Genomic DNA, 24,821 nt, shown 5'->3' with positions numbered 1-24,821 from the left:
TTTTTATTTTTATCAGAAGACTGTTAAGCCTGTTTTTTCAACTCATCACGAATTTCACGTAACAATTGAACATCTTCAGGAGTTGCAGCTGGAGCTTCTGGCTCATTCTTATCACGGCGAAGTCTGTTTAATAATTTCACCATTAAGAAAACTACCCAAGCCAAAATAATAAAGTTGATTAAAATGGTGAGGAAATTACCATAGGTTAAAACATTGATACCTGCTTTTTGCAAAGCATCTAAAGATTGCAGATTGGCAGGGTTTGCTCCTAGAACAATGAATTTCTGTGAAAAATCGACACCACCACCAGTAATTACACTGATAAGAGGCATGATAATATCTTTTACTAAAGAGTCTACGATTTTACCAAAAGCACCACCAATAATCACACCAATGGCTAAATCCATCATATTGCCTTTCACGGCAAATTCTTTAAATTCTTGAATAATACTCATCTAAACATCTCCAGATGTCGGGGGTTAAAACACGTTATATTTTTCTTTTTCATTGGCATCTTATCCATTTAGATAGTACTCGCCATGATATTGATAATTTAATATTTTTATCAAAAAAAGAAAGTTATTTCACACTTTAACAACATATTGTCTGATAAGAAAAATATGATTTTAAGCTTAGTTTAATTTTAAATATAACGATTAAAAAAACCGCTAAATTAATTTAGCGGTTTTTTCTTTTCATTTAAGAAAAATTATTTATCACGGTTACGTTTACGTTCATTTTCAGTCAAGTAACGCTTACGGATACGAATTGACTTTGGAGTAACTTCAACTAATTCATCATCTTCAATGAATTCAAGCGCTTGTTCAAGCGTGTATTCAACAGCTGGTGTCAACGTTAACGCTTCATCTGTACCAGATGCACGTACGTTTGTTAACTGTTTCGCTTTAGTTGGGTTAACAACCATGTCATCTGAACGAGAGTTAATACCAATGATCATACCTTCGTAAACTTCTAACTGAGGTTTAGCGAATAAACGACCACGGTCTTGCAATGTGAATAATGCATAGCCCAAACAAACGCCTTGAACCATAGAAATCAACACACCGTTTTGACGTTTCGCAACAGTACCTTGTTTCATTGGACCGTAATGCGAGAAACTTGATGTCATGATCCCTGTACCAGAAGTCATGGTCAAGAATTCAGAACGGAAACCAATTAAGCCACGTGAAGGAACAGTTGCTTCAATACGGATACGGCCTTTACCGTCAACTTCCATATTTGTCATTTCACCTTTACGGTAACCCATTTGTTCCATCACAGAACCTTGGTGCTGTTCTTCAACGTCAAATGTTACGTTTTCGTATGGTTCTTGCTTTTCGCCGTCAACTTCTTTCAAAATTACTTGTGGACGTGATACGCCCATTTCGAAGCCTTCACGACGCATGTTTTCAATTAAAACTGAAAGGTGAAGTTCACCACGACCAGACACTTTGAAACGGTCTGGACTATCAGTATCTTCAACACGTAATGCTACGTTGTGAATCAATTCACGATCTAAACGTTCACGAATGTTACGTGAAGTAACAAATTTACCTTCTTTACCCGCAAACGGTGAGTTGTTTACTTGGAAAGTCATCGTAACAGTAGGTTCATCTACAGATAACGGCGGTAAAGCTTCAACATTTTTCGGATCACAAATCGTGTCAGAAATATGAAGTGCATCGATACCTGTTACACAAACGATATCACCAGCATTTGCCTCTTCAACGTCAACGCGATCTAGACCATGGTAACCCATGATTTTTAAGATACGACCGTTACGTGTTTTACCTTCTTTGTCGATAACAGTTACAGGTGTGTTTAATTTAACTGAACCACGCTGAATACGACCAACACCGATTACACCAACGAAGCTGTTATAATCAAGTGAAGAGATTTGCATTTGGAATGGACCATCAACATCAACTGCTGGTGGTTCAACGATATCTACAATTGTTTGGAACAATGGAGTCATGTCGTCAGCCAATTCTTCTGGAGAAGGACCAGCAACACCACGAAGACCAGATGCATAAACAACTGGGAAGTCTAGCTGTTCGTCAGAACCGCCAAGGTTGTCGAACAAGTCAAATACTTGGTCAATAACCCAGTCTGGACGCGCGCTTGGCTTGTCAACTTTGTTGATAATTACGATTGGTTTTAAACCACGAGCAAACGCTTTTTGAGTTACAAAGCGAGTTTGTGGCATTGGACCTTCTTGAGAGTCAACCAATAACAATACACAGTCAACCATCGACATTACACGTTCAACTTCACCACCGAAGTCAGCATGTCCTGGGGTGTCCACGATGTTAATGCGGTATTCTGTATTCGTACGAGCATCGGTCCATTTAATTGCAGTGTTCTTTGCAAGAATGGTAATACCACGTTCACTTTCAATTGCACCTGAATCCATCACACGCTCGATTTCACCCGCGCGATCACCTAATGCACCTGATTGTTGTAAAAGTTTGTCGACTAAAGTCGTTTTACCATGATCGACGTGCGCAATGATGGCAATGTTACGGAGTGTTTTAATATCTGACATGTAAATTCGATACGCCTAAAGTTTGAGGGCAAATTATACAGAAAAACACTACTCTTGAGTAGTGACAGTTTATTGACATTGATAAAAAAATTTCTAATAGCCTGTATTTCGTTTTGTAAAGATAGTTATCTCGATTAGAATAGCGCCAATTTGCAAAATTGCGGCGGACCTACACCCATGTCCAATCAACACTCTCAAGACCATTTAGACCTTGTTTATGGTTTAAATGATCGACCAAAACCTTTGATCGCTTTTTTAGCAGCTTTCCAGCATTTGCTTGCGATTATTGTACCAATTGTTACACCTGGCCTTTTAATTTGCTTAGCTTTAGGCGTTTCACGCACCGAAACTAACATGATTTTATCGATGTCTTTGGTGATTTCGGGTATTGCTACATTTCTACAATGTAAAAAAGTTGGTCCGTTTGGTGCAGGTCTTCTTATTGTTCAAGGCACAAGCTTTAACTTTATTGGTCCTATTATTGGTATTGGTAGTGCAATGGTTGCCGCAGGAACACCTGTAAACCAAGTTATGGCTGCAATATTTGGTGTAGTCATTGCCGGCTCCTTCATTGAAATGGGTGTTTCGCAAATTCTTCCATGGGTAAAAAGACTCATTACTCCTTTGGTGACTGGTATTGTTGTTTTATTAATTGGCTTAACGCTTATTAAAGAAGGCTTAATTAGTATGGGTGGTGGCTACCAAGCCATGCAAGATCATACTTTTGCAAGTGCAGACAACCTTATTATGTCATGTACCGTACTTGCCATTATTGTTGTTCTAAATCGTATTCGAGTGGTTTGGATTAAAAGTTCAGCTATTTTAATCGCTTTAGTGAGTGGTTACATTCTTGCCGGATTTATGGGTCACCTAGATTTCTCTGGTATTAAAGATGCGCCACTCGTACAAATCCCAACACCAATGCACTTTGGTTTGAGCTTCTCGTGGGGATTATTCATCCCAATGGCATTCATTTATTTGGTGACCTCATTAGAAGCAATTGGCGATGTGACAGCAACCAGTAAACTTTCCAACCAACCTGTTAACGGTCCAGTATGGATGCAACGTATTAAAGGTGGCGTGTTAGTTAATGGTGCAAACTCTTTATTAGCGGGATTATTTAACACCTTCCCTAGTTCTGTTTTCGCTCAAAACAATGGTGTAATTCAACTCACTGGGGTTGCTAGCCGCTATGTAGGTATATGGATTGCAGCCTTACTTATTTTATTAGGCTTATTTCCTGCGGTAGCTGGTGTTATACAAGCAGTTCCTCAAGCAGTGTTAGGTGGCGCTGTTATGGTCATGTTCGGTGCAGTGGCTGCATCAGGCATTAACATTCTTTCTTCTGTTCACCTTGACCGCCGAGCATTGTTAATTATTGCCATCTCACTTGCATTAGGTTTAGGTGTTGCTCAGGTTCCTCAAATTTTAGAGCACCTTCCAGAATTATTTAAAAATATTTTTAGCTCTGGCGTGGCGACAGGCGGTATTGCAGCATTAATTTTAAATGTTGTGCTTCCTGAAACTCATAAATAATTAACTTTTAATTTTGATTACTGCCCAGCTCCCACTGGGCATTCTTCTTCATGAGAGATGTACATGGATCCTAGAAGTGAAGTGGTATTAAGACAGCAAGACTATTTGAAAGGTAGAATCTTGTTAATTAATGCACCGAATGATGCCTTAGTTAGTCAATTACCCGCTGGGACTGATGCATCAGTCTGGACATGGAACCATGCTGACTATCAGGGATTTATAAATAATGGAACAGAAGCGCACTTCTCAGTTGAGTTTCCATCACAAGACTTCGACCAAGCAATCATTTTTGTTCCAAAATCTAAAGAGCTCTTGAATTACATATTGCATGTAGTGATGAGCCATCTGAAAACCAATCAATCTGTTTTTTTAGTCGGTGAAAAAAAGGGTGGCGTAGAAAGAGCCGCCAAACAATTACAAAACTTCGGCAAAGTCCTAAAACTTGATAGTGCCCGCCACTGTCAATTGTGGCACTTAAAGATTGAGAAAACCGAACAGATTAAACCTCTGGAAAAATGGCTTAAAACTTATACTGTTCAGGTGAATGAACAAGAGCTTACGATTTGCGCCCTACCCGGTGTTTTTAGCCAAAATCATCTAGATGTCGGAACTGCTGTTTTACTCCCTTATCTTAATCAGGTGAAATCAGGTAGAATTGCCGACTTCGGGTGTGGTGCTGGAATTATCAGTTGCTATTTGGCAAAAATAAATTCAAGTAATATTATTCATGCCCTAGATATTGATGCTTTCGCTTTACGGTCAACGGAAATGACTTTTAGTCGAAATGGAATAAGTTCAGACCAGTTGAGATTGCAGCCTGTTATAGGTATTGCAGACGCTCCAACAGAACTCGATGCCATTGTCAGTAATCCCCCTTTCCATCAAGGTATTCATACCGACTATGATGCAAGTGAAGGACTCTGCCAGAACGCTAAAAAACATTTAAAGGCATCAGGTGAGCTATGGATTGTAGCAAACCGTTTTTTAAACTATCCGATCTTAATTGAGAAGCACTTTGGTCAGTGCCAGATTAAAACTGATCTTCAAGGCTTTAAGGTGTTATATGCCTGTGCATAACAAACTATGTAAGGAATCTCCATGAGCGAAACACATGCTCCTGAAAAACTCCAGCGTAAGCTTGGGGCTCGTCATCTGAATATGATCGCCATTGGTGGTTCCATTGGTACAGGCCTCTTCCTTGCTTCTGGATCAACCATTGCAAATGCTGGCCCAGGTGGAGCGCTTCTCGCCTACTCTCTCATTGGCATTATGATTTACTTCTTAATGACCAGTTTAGGTGAGCTTGCAACCCACACTCCAACTTCTGGTGCTTTTTTTACATACGGTAGTCGTTATGTCGAAGAAGGCTTTGGTTTCGCTCTAGGTTGGAACTACTGGTATAACTGGGCAATTACAGTTGCATTCGAACTTGTTGCAGTTCAGTTTATTATGAAGTTCTGGTTCCCGGATATTCCTGGGTTCTATTGGAGTGCCCTGTTCCTTATCGTTATCTTTATGATTAATGCCATGACAGTAAAGGGATTCGGCGAAAGCGAATTCTGGTTCTCAATGGTAAAAGTGATCGCCATCGTTGCCTTTATTATTATTGGATTAGCCATGATCATTAAGATTATGCTAACTCCAGGTGTCGCAGCTTTTGGAAACTGGACCTATAAAGACGCGCCTTTTGTAGGTGGTTTACAAGCCATGATCGGTGTAGCAATGATTGCCGGATTCTCTTTCCAAGGGACAGAAATGGTTGGGGTTGCTGCTGGTGAGTCTAAAGATCCAAAGAAAACGATTCCTCTTGCAATCAAACAGATTTTCTGGCGAATCTTATTATTTTATATCTTATGTATTTTCATTATCGGCACCCTCATCGCCTATGATGATCCAAACTTATTACAAGCTGCTACCACTGAAAATATTGCACTTTCTCCGTTTACATTGCTCTATGAAAGAGTTGGCTTTGCCTTTGCTGCTGGTTTAATGAATGCTGTCATTCTTACTGCTATTTTGTCAGCAGGTAACTCAGGCATGTACTCTTCAACTCGCATGTTGTTTAAAATGGCTCAGGAAGAACGTGCGCCAAAGTGGTTTGGAAAGCTTGATAGTCGTGGCGTTCCGATGAATGCACTATATGCCACAACATTTATCGCTGCATTTTGTTTCTTGACGACTTTTATTGGTGAAAAACAAGTATTTAACTGGCTACTCAATATGTCAGGTATGTGCGGTTTTATTGTTTGGTTAGGAATTGCTATTTCGCATTATCGTTTCCGCAAAGGTTATATTGCTCAAGGATATAAATTAGAAGATTTAGCCTATCGTGCCAAATTTTTCCCATTTGCCCCTTGGTTCGCGTTTATCCTCTGTTCAATCATTATTTTGGGACAAAACTATCAAGCCATTTTAGGTGGAAAAATTGACTGGTTAGGCCTACTTTCAACCTATATTAGCTTGCCATTGTTCTTAATTATTTGGTTAGGCTATAAGTGGAAAAATAAAACCAAACTGATCCCTTACGATCAAATGAACGTGAAGCCAGAGCAAGACTAAAAAGTAGTAATTAAAAATAAATCAAAGATCAAAAACTTGATATTTGATTTAAAAAGCGTAAAATGCCGTTCATATTTTCAACGGCGCTTTTAAATAAGGAGGACATCATGCCAACACTACAAGGTAAAACAGATTAAATAATTTGGCACGATGTCAGCTCACGGACAAGTGTACAAATTCACTTCACTTGTCCGAATGCTCAAATTTAAAACCTAGCATTCGCTAGGTTTTTTTATGCCTGCACGGACAAAAATAAGAGAAAAATTATGGGCATACAAAAAATATTAAACGAGGAAGCACTTTACGGTGTTCCCGTTAAAATTTTCACTCAAGATATAGATAGTGAAAGTATTGAACAACTGAAGAAAATGGCGCAGCTGCAATTTATCTATTCTCATATTGCAGTAATGCCAGATGTTCATGTGGGAAAAGGCGCTACTGTAGGCAGTGTTATTCCAACTAAACATGCCATTATTCCTGCCGCTGTAGGAGTAGATATTGGTTGTGGAATGAATGCAATCCGCTTAAGTCTCAAAGCTTCACAATTACCTGATAACTTAAGCCGTTTGCGCGATACAATTGAGCGTAAAGTACCAGTTGGATTTGCTTTACATAAACAAGTCAGGGCAAAAGCTTCAAGTATTATTCCACTTGAAAAAAGCTTAGAACCGATTATCAAAAAGCATCCTGGTCTGGTTCGAATGCTCCGACAATTTGATGCAACATGGCAAAAACAGCTAGGCACTTTAGGTGGCGGCAATCACTTTATAGAACTCTGTATTGATGAAAATCAAGACGTATGGATTATGCTACATTCAGGTAGTAGAGGATTGGGTAACGTCATTGGTACTTATTTTATTGAGTTAGCTAAGAAAGAAGCTCAGCATCGTTTTGGTCATGTACCTGATAAAGCTTTAAGTTATTTTGCCGAAGGCTCAAAAAGTTTCGATGATTATGTAGAAGCAGTGGAATGGGCTCAAGAATACGCTTTTGAAAATCGCAAAGAAATGATGCGTTTAATTTTAGAAGCGATCCGCCCTCTTCTACCCTCTTTTCAAATGACCAAGGAGGCTATTAATTGTCATCACAATTATGTAAGCCGTGAAACACATTTTGGCGAAAGTTTATTGATTACCCGAAAAGGAGCAATTCGAGCAGGCTTAGATGAATTAGGTATTATCCCGGGTTCAATGGGTGCACGCTCTTATATCGTCAAAGGTAAAGCCAATCCTGAGTCATTTTGTTCTTGTTCTCATGGAGCAGGTCGCAAGATGAGTCGAAGCAAGGCGAAAACTCTTTTTAACCAGCAAGATCTTATCGAACAAACCCAAGGTATTGAATGCCGCAAAGACAGTGGCGTTGTCGATGAAATCCCAAGTGCTTATAAAGATATTGATGAAGTCATGGCAAATCAAGCCGACCTCATTGAAGTTGTCCATACACTTAAACAAGTTTTATGTATTAAAGGTTAAAATATGAAAATTAAAGAAATGTCAAAAATCAAAGTCCGTAATCAAGTGGCTCTTTCCCCTTTACTTCACAAAGGTGGGATGCATGAAACGGAAAAGCCTCGTGCCCAACACCGTAGAGATAGACAAGATACTAAACAGCAATTGAAAAAAGGTGATTGGTAAATAATTTAAATCAAAATCGAAAGTAATTATTATGAAGGAGACATAGAAATGACTAAATATTTCAAAAAGTGCAATAAAAAAAGCGACTCTAATGAGTCGCTTTTTTACTGTTCAAGAACCCAAATTATTGAGCTGCTGCAGGAGCTGCCGCTTCTTGACCAGGTTGAACAACTACAGTACGGCTACCAGTGATTGTCGCGAATACACGACGGTTCATAGCACGGCCTTCTTTAGTTTTGTTGTCAGCAATCGGTTGATCCCAAGCGAAACCTTGAGTAGACAAACGAGATGCATCAACATTGTATTCGTTTACAAGAGCTGATTTAACAGAGTTAGCACGAGCTAAAGATAAACGTTCGTTTAACTTACGTGGACCAGTGTTATCTGTGTGACCTTCGATACGTGCAGTAGCGTTAGGATATTCAGTTAACTTCTCAGCAACTTTAGCGATTTCTGGCTTGTATTGGTCTTTGATGTTTGATTTGTTAGTATCAAAGAACACACGAAGTTCCATGTTAAGGTCTTCAGTTAGCTCTTGTGGTTGTGGAGCAACTGGAGTTGGTTCAACTGGAGCAACTTCTACTACAGGAGCAGCAGGCTTCAAATGACCACCAAGAACTACGTTTAAACCAGCAAGAGCTGTATAGTTCCAGAATTTTTCGTCAAAGTTATAAGTACCACGAGCTTCTGTACGAAGAGATAAAGCATCGTTTAAGCGCCAGAAAGCACCAAAACCAGCGTTACCTAAAGTACCTTCTTCACCATCACGATAAGCTAAACGCGCATCATCAAATTCATATTTATAGTGACCAGCACCTAATAATACGTATGGCTTGATTTTGCTGTCATAGTTTTTAGTGATTAAATCAGAAGTAACATAGAAGTTACCGTTGATTTGTTGTTGTTTGTATTCACCATAGTTAGTGTCTACATCACCTTTTACTTGGCTATATTCAGCTTCGAAACCTAACCATGGTGTTAACTCAATACCAAGAGCTGCACCAACGAACAAATCGTCTTGTAGTTCAGGTCCGTTAGTTAACTCGCCATCTTTACCGCCATTGTTGTGTTGACTGTCTTGGAAAGTGTAACCAAGCAATAATGGTGTAACAGTTACGCCAGCATTAGCAGCAGCTAAAGGTGCAGCGACAAGCATAGCAAGTGCAATACGACTCAATTTCATGGATATCCTCCAGAGATAACAATTGTTGTTCAAGCTCAGCCTAAATTTATTGGCCCCTGAGATATTTTTACCCCAGTATTATTTTTAAGCTATTCACATTTGAATCATACAAACACTTGATAGACTTTCCAAGTGCTTGATAATTTTAATCAAGTAAATTATTGACAAAATTACTTACAATTTCCGTTGTAATTCGGTAATTTTTTACTCAACTAGCAAATATGGACAACTTCTTTCTTTCGCTTAGGGTGATTTTACCAGTATTCTAGCGTCCTGATAACCTTTATTTAATTTTGTGTTTCCTCATTATAAAAAGCCTTATAAATCATTGATAGAACGCATAAAATCAAAATATCAATTCATATATTAAGGAATTTTAATGTTCAAATCTCTTGGTTTCACATTGATGGAACTCACTATAACGCTCGCAATTCTTATGATTATGTTCACTATAGCGCTTCCTTTATACCATCAATTTATGGCTTCGGTAGAATTAAAAAACACGCCTCGACTACTGACAATTCATATACAAAAAGCCAAATACGACGCAATTCTACGACATAAGAGTGTCGTACTTTGCCCAAGTGTTGATTTAACGCTGTGTAATAGTAATTGGGATACAAGCCTTATAAGCTTTGTAGACACAAATCATAATCTACAAAGAGAAAACGACGAAGAGATATTGACCAATGTTGAACTTAATCATCGTTATGGTTCTTTAAAATTTCAAAAATTCGGAAAAAAATTAAATAGTATCGTATTTCAGGGAGACACTGGACTGCCACGCGAGTCTAACGGCAGTTTTACATATTGTTCTTATGACCAGCTTAAAAACTTTAAATTAGTTCTCAGCAAAATGGGACATATTCGTTTAGAAGACCTTAAAAATTGTTAGAACTCTACAGTCTAATGCAGAAGATATCTCTCTGTGTTTTTTGCAATATACTGCCTAGGTTTTAAACATTTCTTATTTTGAGATTAAGAATAACCGGAGATTACAACAATGACTGACATCGTAATTATTAATGGTGCTCGTACTGCCATGGGTGGTTTTCAAGGATCACTATCAGGACTTACGGCGCCTGAATTGGGTGCGGTAACAATTAAAGAAGCAATCGCACGAGCAGGTTTACAGCCTACTGATGTCGAAGAAGTTATTATGGGTTGTGTCCTTCCTGCTGGCTTAAAACAAGGCCCTGCTCGTCAAGCCATGCGTAAAGCTGGCTTACCAGATTCTACAGGTGCAGTAACAATTAACAAGCTTTGTGGTTCTGGCATGAAAGCTGTTATGCAAGCTGCTGATATGATTAAAGCAGGTAGTGCTGAAGTAGTTGTTGCTGGCGGCATGGAGTCTATGACAAATGCACCTTATGTTTTGCCAAAAGCACGAGCTGGCTACCGCATGGGCCATGGTGAAATTAAGGACCATATGTTTCTTGATGGGCTTGAAGATGCCGAAACTGGTCGTTTAATGGGTTCTTTTGCTCAAGATATGGCAAATACACGTGGCTATACACGTGAGCAAATGGATGACTTTGCAATTCGTTCTTTGAAACGTGCTCAAAAAGCAATTACCGAAGGTTATTTCAAAGATGAAATTGTTCCTGTTACCGTACCTAGTCGCAAAGGCGATGTTGTTGTTGACCAAGATGAACAACCTTTAAATGCAAAAATCGACAAGATTCCTTCACTTAAACCAGCTTTTGCAAAAGACGGAACAATCACCGCAGCAAACGCGAGTTCTATTTCAGATGGTGCATCTGCATTAGTATTAACATCGAGTGAAGTTGCCACTCAACGTGGTTTACAGCCGCTTGCGAAAATTATCGCAACAGCTTCAAACTCTCAGCATCCTTCAGAATTTACAATCGCTCCTGTGGGTGCCATCGAGAAAGTTCTGAAAAAAGCTGGCTGGAATGCTCAAGATGTTGACCTATGGGAAATTAACGAAGCTTTTGCCATGGTTACCATGTGCCCAATTGATGACTTCAAACTTGATGCTGAAAAAGTCAATATCAATGGTGGTGCTTGTGCACTAGGCCATCCAGTAGGTTCTACAGGTTCTCGTATTATTCTTACGCTTATTCATGCATTGAAACGCACGGGTGGTAAAAAAGGTATTGCTGCACTTTGTATTGGTGGTGGTGAGGCTACAGCCGTTGCAATTGAACTCATTTAATTAAAAATAACTATTTTAAAATCCCACTTCGGTGGGATTTTTTATGAAAAAGCTACAAAAAATGACCCACAAAATCACTTTTAAGTTTTAACTTATTCTTTTAAACGAAAACAACAATGGACAATAACAATGCAACTCAATCACTATCTCAACTTTCAAGGTCAGGCAGAGCAAGCCTTTAATTTTTATAAGTCAGTTTTTGGCGGCGAGTTCGGCATATTGAGCCGCTATGGTGATATGCCACCAACAGAAGGTGTGACTTTATCTGAAGCTGATAAGAATCTGGTTCTTCATGTTTCACTGCCAATTAATGAATATACCGTACTTATGGCATCAGATACAAATGATCAGTTCTGTGCTCCTAACAGTGTTTTTACCCAAGGTAATAATCACTACATCTCGATTAATCTTGAAAAGGATGAGCAAGAGAAAGCAAAACAACTTTTTGATGCTTTATCTGTAAATGGTCAAATTGAAATGCCTCTAGAAAAAACATTCTGGGGCGCATTGTACGGCGCTTTTACCGATCAATTTGGCATAAAGTGGATGGTTAATTGCCAATTGGACACATAAATTTCAGCATAAAAAATCCCGCAATTTGCGGGATTTTTTATATCAGGACTTATTCAGCACCTGTTTGATAACTTGCTTGCGGTACAGCCGTTGAAGCTTGATACGGGTTGGTAAAGTCTTGTAAACCCGCCGCTGCTTCTTGCACATCTTTGCCTTCTTTTACGACAAAGCTATCAAAACCAGAACGCTTTAAGTAGTTTAAGACATCCTTAAACACATCTCCCGTTGCCCGTAACTCACCCTGGAAACCTTGGCGACGTAATAGTGCTGCAAATGAGTAGCCTCGGCCATCGCCAAAACCAGCAAACTCAATAAAAATTGCATCAAGTTCATTTAATGGGAACGTATGATCTTCAGGCGAATCATTCACAGTTACATACAAAGCTTTTTTACCTTGAATGTTTGCTAATTGATCAAGTTGAGCCGTTGTTACCACAACGTCACCTTGAGGAATAACACCATCTTCAGCAATGATTTGATAAGTATTATCTGCAATCGTGCCATCTTTATAAAGCACTGGTAGAGCTGTATTAAGCATATGCACGCTCCTTAAATGGTTGAATTCCTACACGGCGATATGTGTCAACAAAACGCTCACCTTCAGTACGTAAATCAAGATAAGTATTTAATACTTCTTCAATTACATCGGCAACAGCATCTGCTGCAAATGATGGCCCTAAGATATCACCGATTGATGCATCATGGTCTGAATTACCACCTAATGTAATTTGGTAGAATTCAGCGCCTTTCTTATCTACACCTAAAATGCCGATGTTACCTACGTGATGGTGACCACAGGCATTCATACAACCAGAAATATTTAAGTCCAAATGACCAAGGTCATACACTTTATCTAAGTCATCGAAACGGCGTGTAATTGCTTCAGCAATTGGAATTGATTTTGCATTTGCAAGTGAACAGAAATCACCGCCCGGGCAACTAATAATATCGGTAATGAAACCAATATGCGCACGTGCCATATTTTGCTGTTCAAGCGCTTGCCACACATCGAACAAATCTTTTTGAGGTACATCTGCCAAAGCAATGTTTTGTTCGTGAGTCGTGCGAAGTTCACCGAAAGTATATTTATCAGCAAGATCTGCAATAAAGTTCATTTCTTCGGTAGTCATATCACCCGGTGCAATACCTGCACGTTTCAGAGAAATCGTAACAATACGATAGCCCTTCACTTTATGTGCATGTGTGTTGATATTGAACCATTGTTTGAATTTTGGATGCTCAGCAAATAAAGCAGTGAAGTCTTCATCTGCCAAATCTTGATAATCAAATGGGATGAACTCTTCATCCAGTTTTTTCAAGATTTCTGGCTGAATTCTTAATGATTCACGTGTATGTTCAAATTCAGCTTCAACTTTCTGAGCAAAAACTTCAGGAGTTAACGCTTTAACTAGAATTTTGATACGCGCTTTATATTTGTTATCACGACGGCCATGCAAGTTATAAACACGTAGAACTGCTTCTAAGTAAGAAATTAAATCTTCGCGTGGTAAAAACTCACGAATAACACTACCAATGATTGGAGTACGGCCTAAACCACCACCAGCCATAATTTTGTAGCCGATTTCACCCGCTTCATTACGCACGATATATACACCAATATCGTGAAATGCTGTTGCTGCACGGTCTTTTTCTTCAAGTGCAGAAACGGCAATTTTGAACTTACGTGGCAAAAATGCAAATTCAGGATGGAACGTACTCCACTGACGGATCAATTCACATGTTGGACGTGGGTCTGCAATTTCACCTGCAACCACACCCGCATATTGGTCAGTCGTCGTGTTACGAATACAGTTACCACTGGTTTGAATGGCATGCATTTGTACCGTTGCAAGTTCAGCTAAAATTTCTGGTACATCTTCAAGAGCTGGCCAGTTTAACTGAATGTTCTGACGTGTAGATACGTGTGCGTAGCCACGATCATATTCAGTTGAAACTTCAGCAATTTTACGTAATTGTTTTGAACTCATTAAGCCATACGGCACAGCAATACGCAGCATAGGCGCATAGCGTTGCACATATAAACCATTTTGCAAACGTAATGGACGGTATTCATCTTCAGAAAGTTTGCCCGCTAAATAGCGCTCTGTCTGATCGCGGAACTGAGCAACTCGTTGATTAATCAGCTGCTGATCGAAATCGGTATATAAATACATGGCGTACGGCTAGTAGTTTCATTATTAAGGCAGATAGCATAGCGAGCTTTTATTCATCAATAAAATGCTTTTTTTGCATATTTAATAACGGTTTTATTGATAAGCTTTAATATAAATCGATATAAAAAAAGCCCGGATAAATCCGGGCCCTTTCAAGAGAAGCTTTTTATTTGTTATCTGGTAAGGCATAAGCCACTAAATAGTCGCCCATTTTCGTACCAAATGAACCATGACCACCGGCCATAATCACAACATATTGCTTGCCATTGATTTCATACGTCATTGGTGTTGCTTGTCCACCAGCTGGTAAACGTGCTTCCCAAAGTTTCTTACCGTTAGTGACGTTAAACGCACGTATGTAGTTATCTTGAGTTGCACCAACAAACATGACATTACCGGCAGTAGAAATTGAACCGCCTAAACCAGGCACACCAATTTTCACAGCTGGTAACTGGAACAAGTTCGGTAAGCTGTCACGAATTGTACCAATACGTTTTTTCCATACCACTTCATGAGTTTTTAAATCAACGCCAGCTACATAACCCCAAGCTGGTTGTTTACAAGGTAAACCAAGCGGAGATAGGAATGCGCTAATTTCTACACCATAAGGTACGCCGTACATCGGTTGTACGCCCTGTTCAGTTCCCGCACCTTTTGCAGTTTGCTCACGATTTGGATCAGCAGGAATTAAACGGCTTACGAATGGTAAACCAATCGGGTTCATTACAGCAACTTGACGGTCAGGGTTAACTGACATACCACCCCATTCAAATACACCTAAGTTACCAGGGAAAACTAAAGTACCGTTTTCTGATGGTGGAGTGTAAATACCATCGTAATTTAGACGTTTGAAAGAAACACGACACATGAGCTGATCAAGCATAGTGGCTCCCCACATATCTTTATCTGTCAATTTGTCTTGTGGAGCTAAGTTCAAGTCAGAGAATGGCTGAGTTTTTGAGTAGAACTCACCTTTAGTTTGTGGTCCACGTTTAACTGTTTGTGGAACTGGTTTCTCAGTCACAGGAACAATTGGTTGACCATTACGACGATCAAGAACAAAGGCATTACCTGTTTTCGTCAATACATAGATTGCAGGAACAGTTTGACCAGCTTTATTTTTAATATCAGCTAAAGATGGTTGCGATGGTACATCCATATCCCATAAATCGTGATGGGTTGTCTGGAAGTTCCATACCAACTTACCTGTAGAGGCATTAATCGCTAACATTGAGTTTGCATAACGCTCTTTAAGCTCAGTACGGTCACCACCCCAGATGTCTGGAGTACCTACACCTGTTGGCACATAAACGATATCAAGTTTGGCATCGTATGCTAAAGGTGCCCACGCATTTGGTGAGTTATGAACAAAGTTCGTACCTTCACCTGGCATTGCATTTGGATCTGCCGCGCCTGTATCAAATACCCAAAGAAGTTTACCAGTGTTAACGTCGTATCCACGAATCACACCAGATGGCTCTTTATTTGAGTAGTTATCTGTTACTGAACCAGCAATCACCACGGTTGAACCAGTCACAATACCTGGAGATGTTGGGTTGTAACCGCCTGGATAAGCATATGGCATAAACTCTTGCAAGTTCACTTCACCATTTTGACCGAAGTCAGTACATGCTTTACCAGTGTCTGCATTTACAGCAACTAAACGGCCATCATTAACAGGAACAAAGACCTTACGCGGACATTGCGTAGAGTTAGATTTCTTGCCTTGAAGACTTGTTGCAAACTCAGTTGTGTTGTTTGCATCGTAATACATCACACCACGACAAGTTAAATGCTGGAACGATTTATCCGTTTTAAGCTTCGGATCAAAACGCCATTTTTCTTTACCTGTAGCAGGATCAATCGAAATTAATTGCTGATGAGCCGTACAGATAAACATGTTATTACCGATTTTAATCGGAGTAACCTGATTGGTTGTTTCGCCAGAGTCATTATCCGTTTTAAGATCGCCAGTACGTAAAGTCCAAGCAACTTTCAAATCTTTTACGTTTTGGTCATTAATCTGTTTCAACGGAGAATAACGCACACCTGCCTGAGTACGACCATAAGCTGGCCAGTCACTCTCTGCAACACCAGGTACAGCTTGAGCAGTTTCCGGCTGAGGTGTTTTGATTTCACCATTAATTTCTTGCGGATCGTTGAAAATCGAATAGACCATCAACAAGATTGCAATTGCTAACGTTGAAGATAAGGCAACTTTACTTGATCCAAGGTTGTTGATTCCACGAGTTACAGCTGGAACCAATAACCATAAACCAAGAATACCTAAAATATCTAAACGAGGTGCAAGAGCCCAAAAGTCAGTTCCAACTTCCCAGACTCCCCAAATAATGGTGCCTAGCATTAAAGCAGCATACACCCACAATGCTGTGGAAGCGCGCTTATAGAGTTGCCATGCAACAATAAGGAGTAATACACCAGCAATAATATAGTAAATTGAACCGCCTAATGTAGCGAGCCAAATACCTCCAATTAACAGGAATAACGCCAATAACCCAACAATAATTACGGTAAAAGTCGTTAATCCTGATCTTGAAGTAGGTTGAGTCATAAACCACCTCTTATCAATCATCATTTTTATCGGAAAGATAGGCCAAACTTTTAATTAAAAATTCGGCATCATCGATACATCTAAAACAAAACTCAGGCATAAACAAAAAACGGAAGGTCAAGTTATTTCAATCAGTGATTTAATCTCGACAATCCGTTTTAGTAGTAAATACGCTTAGAATGCGGTTGAGAATTTAACACCGCCTACCCAAGTATTATCACCATTTTTTAATGCGCCCACATGACGAACATATTGTACATTCGGACGAATAGTCAGCCAGTTGGTAGCATGAATACCGTAGTAAAGCTCGGTATTGTATTCAGTGTCGTATTCTTTATTTTGGACATCGTTCCAATCATCGTTGATATGGATACGCGCAACACCTAATGCCAACTCATCTTGAGGACGTTGATTGAGCAAACCTTTATAGACTAAGCCTACATTTTGCATGTTATCAATTTTGTTGGTATCAGAGTCGTGGAATGTCAGATTCACAAAACCGGTCAAACCACGGTCTGTTTGATCAGCAGGCTGGAATAATTTTTGTTTTGCAGTAACCCAAACACCTTGCTTATGAGAGTTTTTGGTTTCATCTGTAATTTCTTTAGCATCAGCAGTGCTGTAGTAATAACCTAAACGGTATTCACCAGCCATGCTTTGTGTACCGAGTTTCGGTGACCAGACTACTTCAGCTGGAATAATTGCACCGTGAGAGCCGTCTGTACTTAAGTTAAAACCTTTGCCTCGGTCCAGATTTTCTGGGTTGTATTCATATACACCCACTTGCGTATATAAGTCTGGTTGCAAGTTATATTTAACACGCATTGCCCATTGGCTGACTGGCCAGTTATACCACTGATCGCCTACCCAGTTCCCCACTTGCGAGCCACACAGTGCCAAGTTCTGGAAATCACAGTCAAAACTATTAAAGTCTTCACCTTCACCAAAACGACCCACTTTAACGTCTAATTTTTGATCCATGAATTTTTTCTTAATCCATAAATCTGTTAAACGCCAAGTTTGCTCGCGCCCCCACACTTCTTGTGCAGAACTCAAATGTCCCGCTAAAGCTGGTGAATGCTCAGAAAGCGACTGACCATCACGATAAGTTAATGTGATTTGAGCTTCTGTATCTTGCCACCCTAAAATTTTGTTTAGATCAAAATGGGTTCCTAGAGCAAGTTGCCCCGTATAAGCACTACCATGCGTAGATGTATTTTTTGAATCTAAAATACCGGCATATTCACCGGTATATCCAAAAGAAAAATCATAACCTTGTGCTTGTAACGCGGAGCGTTGACCGTTCCAATCACCCAACATCCACGGACTATTTGGGTCAAATGCAGCAGCAGCTTGTGCGTGCTGTATAAAAAGAGTAATTGATAAAACGGATAAACAGGAAGCCATCAAGGATTTATGTGTTTTCATGTTTACATACCTTTTATGTCTTTGTTTATAAAGGGTACGCTAATTTTATGTAAAGAAATTATTCAAAATGTTAATCAATTGATTAATCTAATAATAATCTTACTACACATTGTATAAGAAATGGCCTCAGCTCTTTACCATTGCCCTTCACCAAGCTTTTGACCTATAAAGGAATATCTCATTTTTGATCTTGAAAACTTAATTGGGCAAGCCAACTGTGGTTCTGTATCTGCTGTATTATTTTGCAATGGTACATCCACAATCCATCCACGTTGTTGTGCTAAAGGCGAATTTAACGCCTCATTTAGACTTAAGACAGGTTCTACGCACACATCAAGATTTGCAAATATTTCATGCCATTCTTTAAATGTTCTGGTTTTAATTTTTTCTTGAATAGCTTGTTTAACTTCTTGTCGATCTTCGGCATCTAATGAAGCACCCTTTTGTAATAATAAAGGCAGATCAAGCGCTATTGATAAACCTGACATAAATTGTGGTTCAAGACTGCCAATTGAAAGATAGCGCCCATCTTGTGTCATATAGTAATCATAGAAAATGCCACCATTGAGCATGCCCTGCTCTGGTACCTGCTCGACCTGTGCAGCAAGTGTGGCTGATGCAGCCATACTATTTAAACTAGCAACACAATCAGTCATGGAAATATCAATATATTGCCCCAAACCACTACGTCCACGTTCAACGACCGCCGCTAAAATAGCAATGACAGCATGAAGTGAACCACCTGCAATATCTGCAACTTGAATACCCAACGGTGGTGGACCACTGTCTTGTCGGCCGCTATACCCAGCAATACCAGCTAAAGCTAGGTAGTTAATGTCATGCCCTGCTCTGTCTTTATAGCTTCCTGTTTGTCCATATCCGGTAATTGAACAATAAATTAAACGTGGATTAATCTCTGCAAGCATTGAGTAGTCTAATCCTAGACGGCGCATGACATCAGGTCGAAACTGTTCGATGACAATATCAAATTCGGAAATCTTGGCTTTAATTAGATCAATACTCGCCGGATCTTTTAAATCGAGAACAATCGATTGTTTATTTCGGTTTAGATAACTATGTGCCGTTGCTTGTCCATTTGCGTAGGGTGGCATGATCCGAATTAAATCTGGGCGCGATGGAGATTCAATATGGATGACTTCAGCCCCCATATCGGCTAAGTACATTGTGGCAAAAGGTCCGGGTAAGAGTGTCGAGAAATCGAGAACTTTAAGTCCATTTAATGCTGTCGTCATCGTTTTATTAACCACTATTATTCATATTTTCTTTTATATTAGTTAAGCAAATATTCTAAAACAATGTCATGTTCAGCCATTTACCTTGATCATTTCGGCAATTTAACATGTAAAAAGTGCTTTTACTCTGTTGTAAATAGCCAATTTATTTTTTTAGACGGTCATTTAGGTCAATTTAAAGTGAACATCAAAGAGACTGAAGGATTCAATATGAGTCGCGATACGATTAGCATCCACTTCGTGAATGCGGCTTTAACAGGCGTAAAGCGCCTTGGCATGGATGTTGAAATACTCCTTTCACATGTGGGCATTGAAGCGGAATTATTACGTCAACCTAAAGCTCGAATCTCACCAGAACAATACACTCGTTTTATAAAAATGTTGTGGATGGTCACACAAGATGAACACGTTGGCTTTGATGTACAACCACGTCGTCTGGGCACTTTTGCCATTATGTGTCAGTTGATTATTCACGCAAAAACATTGGGCCAAGCCCTTGAACTCTCATCTCAATTTTACAAATTATTTGGTGATGAATGGTCTGTAAGCCTAGAGCGTGACAAACATGAAGCACGTCTAGTTCCGCTCATTCCAAAAACTTTAGATCCAGATCATTTCATTACTGAAAGTATGCTCATGATTTGGCACGGTCTAGCATCATGGTTAATTGAACGCCGCTTGCCATTAGAACGTGTTCATTTTAGCTATCCACGCCCTGCACATGCAGATGAATATGATGCATTATTTTTTGCACCAGTCATGCAATTTGATGCACCGCGTACTGAAATTACATTTGCGGCTGATTATCTTGATTTGCCAATTCGCCAAGATGAAAAAACACTAGAAGAGTTCTTAAAAGCAGCACCTGCTCAGCTTTTAGTAAAATTCAAAAACACCAACTCGCTAACTTCTCGTATTCGTGAAGTGCTTAAGAGCCAGATTGGTGAAGAAATGCCAACGCTTAACGACGTTGCATCAATGTTGTATTTATCTCCACAAACCTTACGTCGCCGCTTGGCTGCTGAAGGGAAAAGCTATCAAGGCGTAAAAGATGCTTTACGTCGAGATGCGGCTATTCACTTATTACTCAACCCTGAATTAACACTTGAAGATGTTGCTCAACAAGTTGGTTTTAGTGAAACCAGTACATTCCACCGCGCATTTAAAAAGTGGACTGGTGTAACTCCTGGTTTATATCGCCAGCTACACGGTTACCACTAATTCTTAACTTCACTTTCGAGTTTCACATTTAGCCCAAGTCCAACTTGGGCTTTTTTGTATTTCTATTGGCAAAAATCATCACCTGACTGGTGCGCTTATCGTCATTGCGTTGCCTTTTAAAACCAGTACACTCAAAACACAATAAAGTTTAAGTAATAAAAAAGGAACTGTTATGAGCGAGGCTTATATTATTGATGCCATTCGCACACCACGCGGAAAAGGAAAAAAAGATGGCTCTCTTTACGAAGTAAAACCAATTACCTTACTCACCACGTTATTAAATGAATTACAGCAACGCCATCAACTCGATACCTCTAAAGTCGACGATATTGTGCTGGGCTGTGTAACTCCTATTGGTGATCAAGGCGGTGACATTGCAAAAACAGCAGCGATTGCAGCGGGTTGGAACGATGATGTTGCTGGTGTGCAAATCAATCGTTTTTGTGCATCAGGTTTAGAAGCAGTCAACATGGCAGCAATGAAGGTTCGCTCAGGCTGGGAAGATTTAGTTGTTGCAGGTGGTGTTGAGTCAATGTCACGTATTCCAATGGGGTCTGATGGCGGACCATGGGCGTTAGACCCTGAAACAAACCTTAAATCATCATTTGTTCCACAAGGTGTGGGTGCAGACCTCATTGCAACTTTAGACGGCTATAGTCGCGAAGATGTAGACACATTTGCCGTGAATTCTCAACAAAAAGCAGCGGCGGCTCAGGCAAACGGCTATTTCGATCAATCAGTGATTCCTGTAAAAGATCACTCAGGCGTTTTGATTTTAGAAAAAGATGAGTTTATTAAAGGAAATACGACAGTTGAAGGTCTGACTAAACTCAACCCAAGTTTTGAAATGATGGGACAAATGGGTTTTGATGCCATCGCCTTACAAAAATATCCTGAAGCGCAAAAAATAAATCATGTTCACCACGCAGGTAACTCATCGGGCATTGTTGATGGAGCTGCTGTTGTTTTATTAGCCTCAGAAAAAGCTGTGAAAGAACAAAACTTAAAACCACGCGCTAAAGTTCTGGCTACCGCACTCGTCGGTACCGACCCAACCATCATGCTCACTGGCCCTGCTCCTGCTGCACGTAAAGCTTTAGAAAAAGCTGGCCTCACCATTGATGATATTGACCTGTTTGAAGTCAATGAAGCCTTTGCAGCAGTTGTGATGCGTTTTATCAATGAACTCAATGTTCCACCTGAAAAAGTCAACGTAAATGGCGGTGCGATTGCTTTAGGTCATCCATTAGGTGCAACGGGTGCCATGATTTTAGGCACGCTACTTGATGAGCTTGAACGTCAAAATAAAAAGCGCGGTTTAGCTACGCTCTGTGTTGGTGGTGGTATGGGTATTGCCACCATTATTGAACGCGTATAAAGATTAGGGATATAAAAGATGAGTGCAATCCAATACGAAAAAAATGCCGACAATATTGTCATTTTAACGCTTGATTCAACTGGTCAATCTGCAAACACCATGAATGCCGAGTTTCGTGACTCGCTTGATGAAGTCACCCAAAAACTTAAAGCAGAAACAGCAGTTGCGGGCGTTATTTTCCGCTCAGCCAAAAAAACTTTCTTTGCTGGCGGCGACTTAGATGAGCTGATTCAAGTTCAGCCTGAAAATGCGACTGACTTTTTTAATATGGTTGAAAAACTAAAAGGTCATTTACGTGCCATTGAAACTCTAGGCATTCCTGTGGTTGCAGCATTAAATGGTACAGCTCTAGGTGGTGGTTGGGAAATCGCATTAAGCTGTCACCATCGTATTGCAATCAATGACACTAAAAGTAAATTTGGATTACCAGAAGTTACTTTAGGCCTATTACCGGGCGGTGGCGGTATTGTTCGCATGGTACGCTTACTAGGCCTTCAAAATGCATTCCCGTTTTTAATGGAAGGCAAGCAGTTTGGTGTCGATAAAGCAAAAACTTTAGGCTTAATCCACGACACTGCCGAAAACGAACAAGAGCTTTTAGATAAAGCGATCGCATGGGTAAAAGCTAATCCTAAGTCTCAACAACCTTTTGATGTTAAAGGTTATAAAATTCCAGGTGGCGATCCAAAAACTCCGGCAGTTGCTCAAGTTCTTGCGATTGCCCCAGCCATGTTAAGAGACAAAACCAAAGGTTGTTATCCTGCCCCTGAAGCAATTATGGCGGCAGCGGTTGAAGGTGCTCAGGTCGATGTAGATACTGCTTTACGCATCGAATCTCGCTACTTCACCGAACTCACCACCGGTCAAATCTCTAAAAATATGATCGGTACGTTCTGGCACGGTCTAAATGCAATTAAGTCTGGGGCTAGCCGTCCTGCCGATGTTGCCAAATGGCAAGCGACCAAAGTTGGTGTGCTAGGCGCGGGCATGATGGGTGCAGGCATTGCCTATTCAGCCGCAATTAAAGGCATTCCAGTTGTGTTGAAAGATGTCTCTTCTGAGAATGCTGAAAAAGGTAAAGCTTACTCACAAAAGCTTCTTGATAAACGTGTTTCTCAAGGTCGTATGACCGCAGAAAAACGTGATCAGGTTTTATCTCTGATTACGGCTACAGCTTCAGCGGAAGACCTCCAAGGTTGTGACTTAATTATTGAAGCCGTATTTGAAAACCAAGAGCTCAAAGCCAAAGTCACTCACGAAGCTGAACAATATTTAGTTGAAGGTGGAATCTTTGCATCGAATACCTCCACCCTACCAATCACAGGTTTGGCAACGGCGAGTAAAGATGCCCAGAAGTTTATTGGACTACATTTCTTTAGCCCAGTCGACAAAATGCAGTTGGTTGAGATTATTAAAGGGAAAAACACTTCAAGCGACACACTTGCTAAAGCCTACGACTTTGTACAACAAATTGGAAAAACGCCGATTGTTGTAAATGATAGCCGTGGCTTCTTTACCAGTCGGGTATTTGGTACTTTCATTCAAGAAGGTATGCGTCTACTCGCTGAAGGTGTCCACCCAGCGCGCATTGAAATGGCAGCACTTAAGGCAGGCATGCCTATAGGCCCTCTCGCTATTCAAGATGAAGTATCTTTAACCTTAACCGAACATGTTGCCAGTGAAGCACGTAAAGCATTACAAGCTGAAGGTAAAGATTTACCTAAAACGCCTGTAGATGAAGTGGTTCATACCATGATTCATGAGCTGAACCGTAAAGGTAAAGCGGCGGGTTCTGGTTTCTATGACTATCCTGAAAATGGTAAAAAGCACCTCTGGGAAGGCTTAAATCGCTGGCAAAAAGATCATGATATTTCTGAGCAAGATATGATTGATCGCATTTTGTTTGTACAGGCTTTAGACACTCTACGCTGTTATGAAGAAGGCGTATTGGAGTCGGTGATTGATGCCAATGTTGGTTCTATATTTGGAATTGGTTACGCTCCGTGGACCGGAGGTGCAATCCAGTTCCTCAACCAATATGGTATCGAGAAAGCACAGAAGCGAGCTGAAGAATTGGCTGCCAAATATGGCGAACGTTTTACACCGCCAGTATTACTAAAAACTAAAGCTGAGCAGAAACAAAATATTCAATAACTTAGGTTTAACGAATATTTAAAAACTGCATAAACCTTACCCATATAAATATATTTTATTTATATGGGTTTTTCTTTATGACCTTTAAGATTTCAGCCTCACGCCTAAATATGCTATAAATAGACTTCATTTTTGTGCTTCTACAGCACATTCGAGAAATCCTTATGTCCGATAAAAATTCTTCCGAGTCAGCAGCTTTAGGCTGGAAATTTGTTCTGATCGTTGGTGTTTTGAGTGCGATTTTCCTTGGCTTTTTCTATTTAGCGATGAGTAATGAACCTGACTATATGCCAGGAGCTCAGCGCAAAGCACAACAAGAGCAAATGCAGCAAAAAGCTGAAAATTCCACAGAGCAACACGCTCAACATAGTAACAACATGTCTGAAATGGATATGAAAGAACATCAGAACTCAACTCAGTAATTAGATATCA

General features: G+C 40.0%; 20 protein-coding genes. 12 read left to right on the top strand and 8 right to left on the bottom strand.

What is annotated here, in order from left to right; translation table 11 throughout:
• Positions 1–23 precede the first annotated feature (23 nt).
• Entirely contained in the window at positions 24–455 is a 432-nt protein-coding gene (mscL, locus tag KTH84_RS14825; RefSeq protein ID WP_133971877.1) for a large conductance mechanosensitive channel protein MscL, read from the bottom strand.
• A 254-nt stretch (positions 456–709) separates the two neighbouring features.
• Positions 710–2,545 (bottom strand): translational GTPase TypA, encoded by a 1,836-nt coding sequence (gene typA / locus KTH84_RS14820; RefSeq protein WP_042897462.1) that lies wholly within the window; start codon positions 2,543–2,545, stop codon positions 710–712.
• A gap of 177 nt (positions 2,546–2,722) precedes the next feature.
• Here typA and KTH84_RS14815 point away from each other — a divergent pair, with 177 nt between their 5' ends.
• The 5 genes from KTH84_RS14815 to KTH84_RS14795 all read left to right on the top strand — a co-directional run bounded on the left by KTH84_RS14815 (position 2,723) and on the right by KTH84_RS14795 (position 8,274).
• Entirely contained in the window at positions 2,723–4,081 is a 1,359-nt protein-coding gene (locus tag KTH84_RS14815; RefSeq protein WP_042897464.1) for a uracil-xanthine permease family protein, read from the top strand.
• Positions 4,082–4,144: 63 nt separating this feature from the next.
• Positions 4,145–5,158 carry a class I SAM-dependent methyltransferase gene (locus tag KTH84_RS14810; RefSeq protein ID WP_262473878.1) on the top strand — a complete coding sequence of 338 codons (1,014 nt, stop codon included), beginning with the start codon at positions 4,145–4,147 and terminating at the stop codon, positions 5,156–5,158.
• Positions 5,159–5,179: 21 nt separating this feature from the next.
• On the top strand, positions 5,180–6,640 hold the full coding sequence (locus KTH84_RS14805) for an amino acid permease (RefSeq protein WP_042897465.1): 1,461 nt from the start codon (positions 5,180–5,182) through the stop codon (positions 6,638–6,640).
• A 266-nt stretch (positions 6,641–6,906) separates the two neighbouring features.
• The gene (locus tag KTH84_RS14800; protein ID WP_262473875.1) at positions 6,907–8,112 is read left to right on the top strand and encodes an RtcB family protein; all 1,206 of its coding nucleotides are present in this window, start codon (positions 6,907–6,909) and stop codon (positions 8,110–8,112) included.
• A 3-nt stretch (positions 8,113–8,115) separates the two neighbouring features.
• Positions 8,116–8,274, top strand: a complete 159-nt coding sequence (locus tag KTH84_RS14795) for a hypothetical protein (RefSeq protein WP_171459050.1) — start codon at positions 8,116–8,118, stop codon at positions 8,272–8,274.
• 124 nt (positions 8,275–8,398) lie between these two features.
• Here the strand turns inward: KTH84_RS14795 and omp38 are convergent, their stop codons facing one another.
• Positions 8,399–9,457 carry an outer membrane protein Omp38 gene (gene omp38 / locus KTH84_RS14790; protein WP_133971871.1) on the bottom strand — a complete coding sequence of 353 codons (1,059 nt, stop codon included), beginning with the start codon at positions 9,455–9,457 and terminating at the stop codon, positions 8,399–8,401.
• Positions 9,458–9,836: 379 nt separating this feature from the next.
• Here omp38 and KTH84_RS14785 point away from each other — a divergent pair, with 379 nt between their 5' ends.
• The 3 genes from KTH84_RS14785 to KTH84_RS14775 all read left to right on the top strand — a co-directional run bounded on the left by KTH84_RS14785 (position 9,837) and on the right by KTH84_RS14775 (position 12,209).
• On the top strand, positions 9,837–10,352 hold the full coding sequence (locus KTH84_RS14785) for a GspH/FimT family pseudopilin (RefSeq protein WP_133971869.1): 516 nt from the start codon (positions 9,837–9,839) through the stop codon (positions 10,350–10,352).
• 108 nt (positions 10,353–10,460) lie between these two features.
• Positions 10,461–11,636 carry a thiolase family protein gene (locus KTH84_RS14780; RefSeq protein WP_133971867.1) on the top strand — a complete coding sequence of 392 codons (1,176 nt, stop codon included), beginning with the start codon at positions 10,461–10,463 and terminating at the stop codon, positions 11,634–11,636.
• A gap of 129 nt (positions 11,637–11,765) precedes the next feature.
• Positions 11,766–12,209 carry a VOC family protein gene (locus KTH84_RS14775; RefSeq protein WP_133971865.1) on the top strand — a complete coding sequence of 148 codons (444 nt, stop codon included), beginning with the start codon at positions 11,766–11,768 and terminating at the stop codon, positions 12,207–12,209.
• Positions 12,210–12,258: 49 nt separating this feature from the next.
• Here KTH84_RS14775 and KTH84_RS14770 read toward each other — a convergent pair whose 3' ends face one another.
• From KTH84_RS14770 to KTH84_RS14750, 5 genes are all read right to left on the bottom strand, one after another.
• The gene (locus tag KTH84_RS14770) at positions 12,259–12,747 is read right to left on the bottom strand and encodes a DUF934 domain-containing protein (RefSeq protein WP_133971863.1); all 489 of its coding nucleotides are present in this window, start codon (positions 12,745–12,747) and stop codon (positions 12,259–12,261) included.
• On the bottom strand, positions 12,740–14,383 hold the full coding sequence (locus KTH84_RS14765) for a nitrite/sulfite reductase (protein WP_042897474.1): 1,644 nt from the start codon (positions 14,381–14,383) through the stop codon (positions 12,740–12,742). The genes KTH84_RS14770 and KTH84_RS14765 overlap by 8 nt, the downstream gene beginning before the upstream one ends.
• A 166-nt stretch (positions 14,384–14,549) precedes the next feature.
• Positions 14,550–16,955, bottom strand: a complete 2,406-nt coding sequence (locus KTH84_RS14760; protein WP_133971861.1) for a glucose/quinate/shikimate family membrane-bound PQQ-dependent dehydrogenase — start codon at positions 16,953–16,955, stop codon at positions 14,550–14,552.
• Between the two features lie 174 nt (positions 16,956–17,129).
• On the bottom strand, positions 17,130–18,362 hold the full coding sequence (locus KTH84_RS14755) for a carbohydrate porin (protein WP_133976157.1): 1,233 nt from the start codon (positions 18,360–18,362) through the stop codon (positions 17,130–17,132).
• Between the two features lie 155 nt (positions 18,363–18,517).
• A complete protein-coding gene (locus KTH84_RS14750) occupies positions 18,518–19,636 on the bottom strand; it encodes a CaiB/BaiF CoA transferase family protein (protein ID WP_262473868.1) in 1,119 nt (372 codons plus the stop codon).
• Between the two features lie 210 nt (positions 19,637–19,846).
• On the opposite strand from KTH84_RS14750, the gene KTH84_RS14745 reads away from it, so the two are divergent.
• From KTH84_RS14745 to KTH84_RS14730, 4 genes are all read left to right on the top strand, one after another.
• The gene (locus KTH84_RS14745; protein ID WP_042897494.1) at positions 19,847–20,857 is read left to right on the top strand and encodes an AraC family transcriptional regulator; all 1,011 of its coding nucleotides are present in this window, start codon (positions 19,847–19,849) and stop codon (positions 20,855–20,857) included.
• A gap of 172 nt (positions 20,858–21,029) precedes the next feature.
• Positions 21,030–22,235, top strand: a complete 1,206-nt coding sequence (locus KTH84_RS14740) for an acetyl-CoA C-acetyltransferase (RefSeq protein WP_262473866.1) — start codon at positions 21,030–21,032, stop codon at positions 22,233–22,235.
• Between the two features lie 18 nt (positions 22,236–22,253).
• Positions 22,254–24,389: a 3-hydroxyacyl-CoA dehydrogenase NAD-binding domain-containing protein gene (locus KTH84_RS14735; RefSeq protein ID WP_262473864.1), complete on the top strand. Its 2,136-nt coding sequence runs from the start codon at positions 22,254–22,256 to the stop codon at positions 24,387–24,389.
• A 164-nt stretch (positions 24,390–24,553) separates the two neighbouring features.
• Positions 24,554–24,811, top strand: a complete 258-nt coding sequence (locus KTH84_RS14730; RefSeq protein WP_133971853.1) for a hypothetical protein — start codon at positions 24,554–24,556, stop codon at positions 24,809–24,811.
• Positions 24,812–24,821: the final 10 nt, after the last annotated feature.

The organism is Acinetobacter sp. WU_MDCI_Abxb74 (assembly GCF_025513915.1).
Classification (GTDB): Bacteria; Pseudomonadota; Gammaproteobacteria; order Pseudomonadales; family Moraxellaceae; genus Acinetobacter; species Acinetobacter calcoaceticus_C.
Note: the sequence above shows the minus strand (reverse complement) of the source record. Positions and strands in the feature narration are given on the sequence as shown.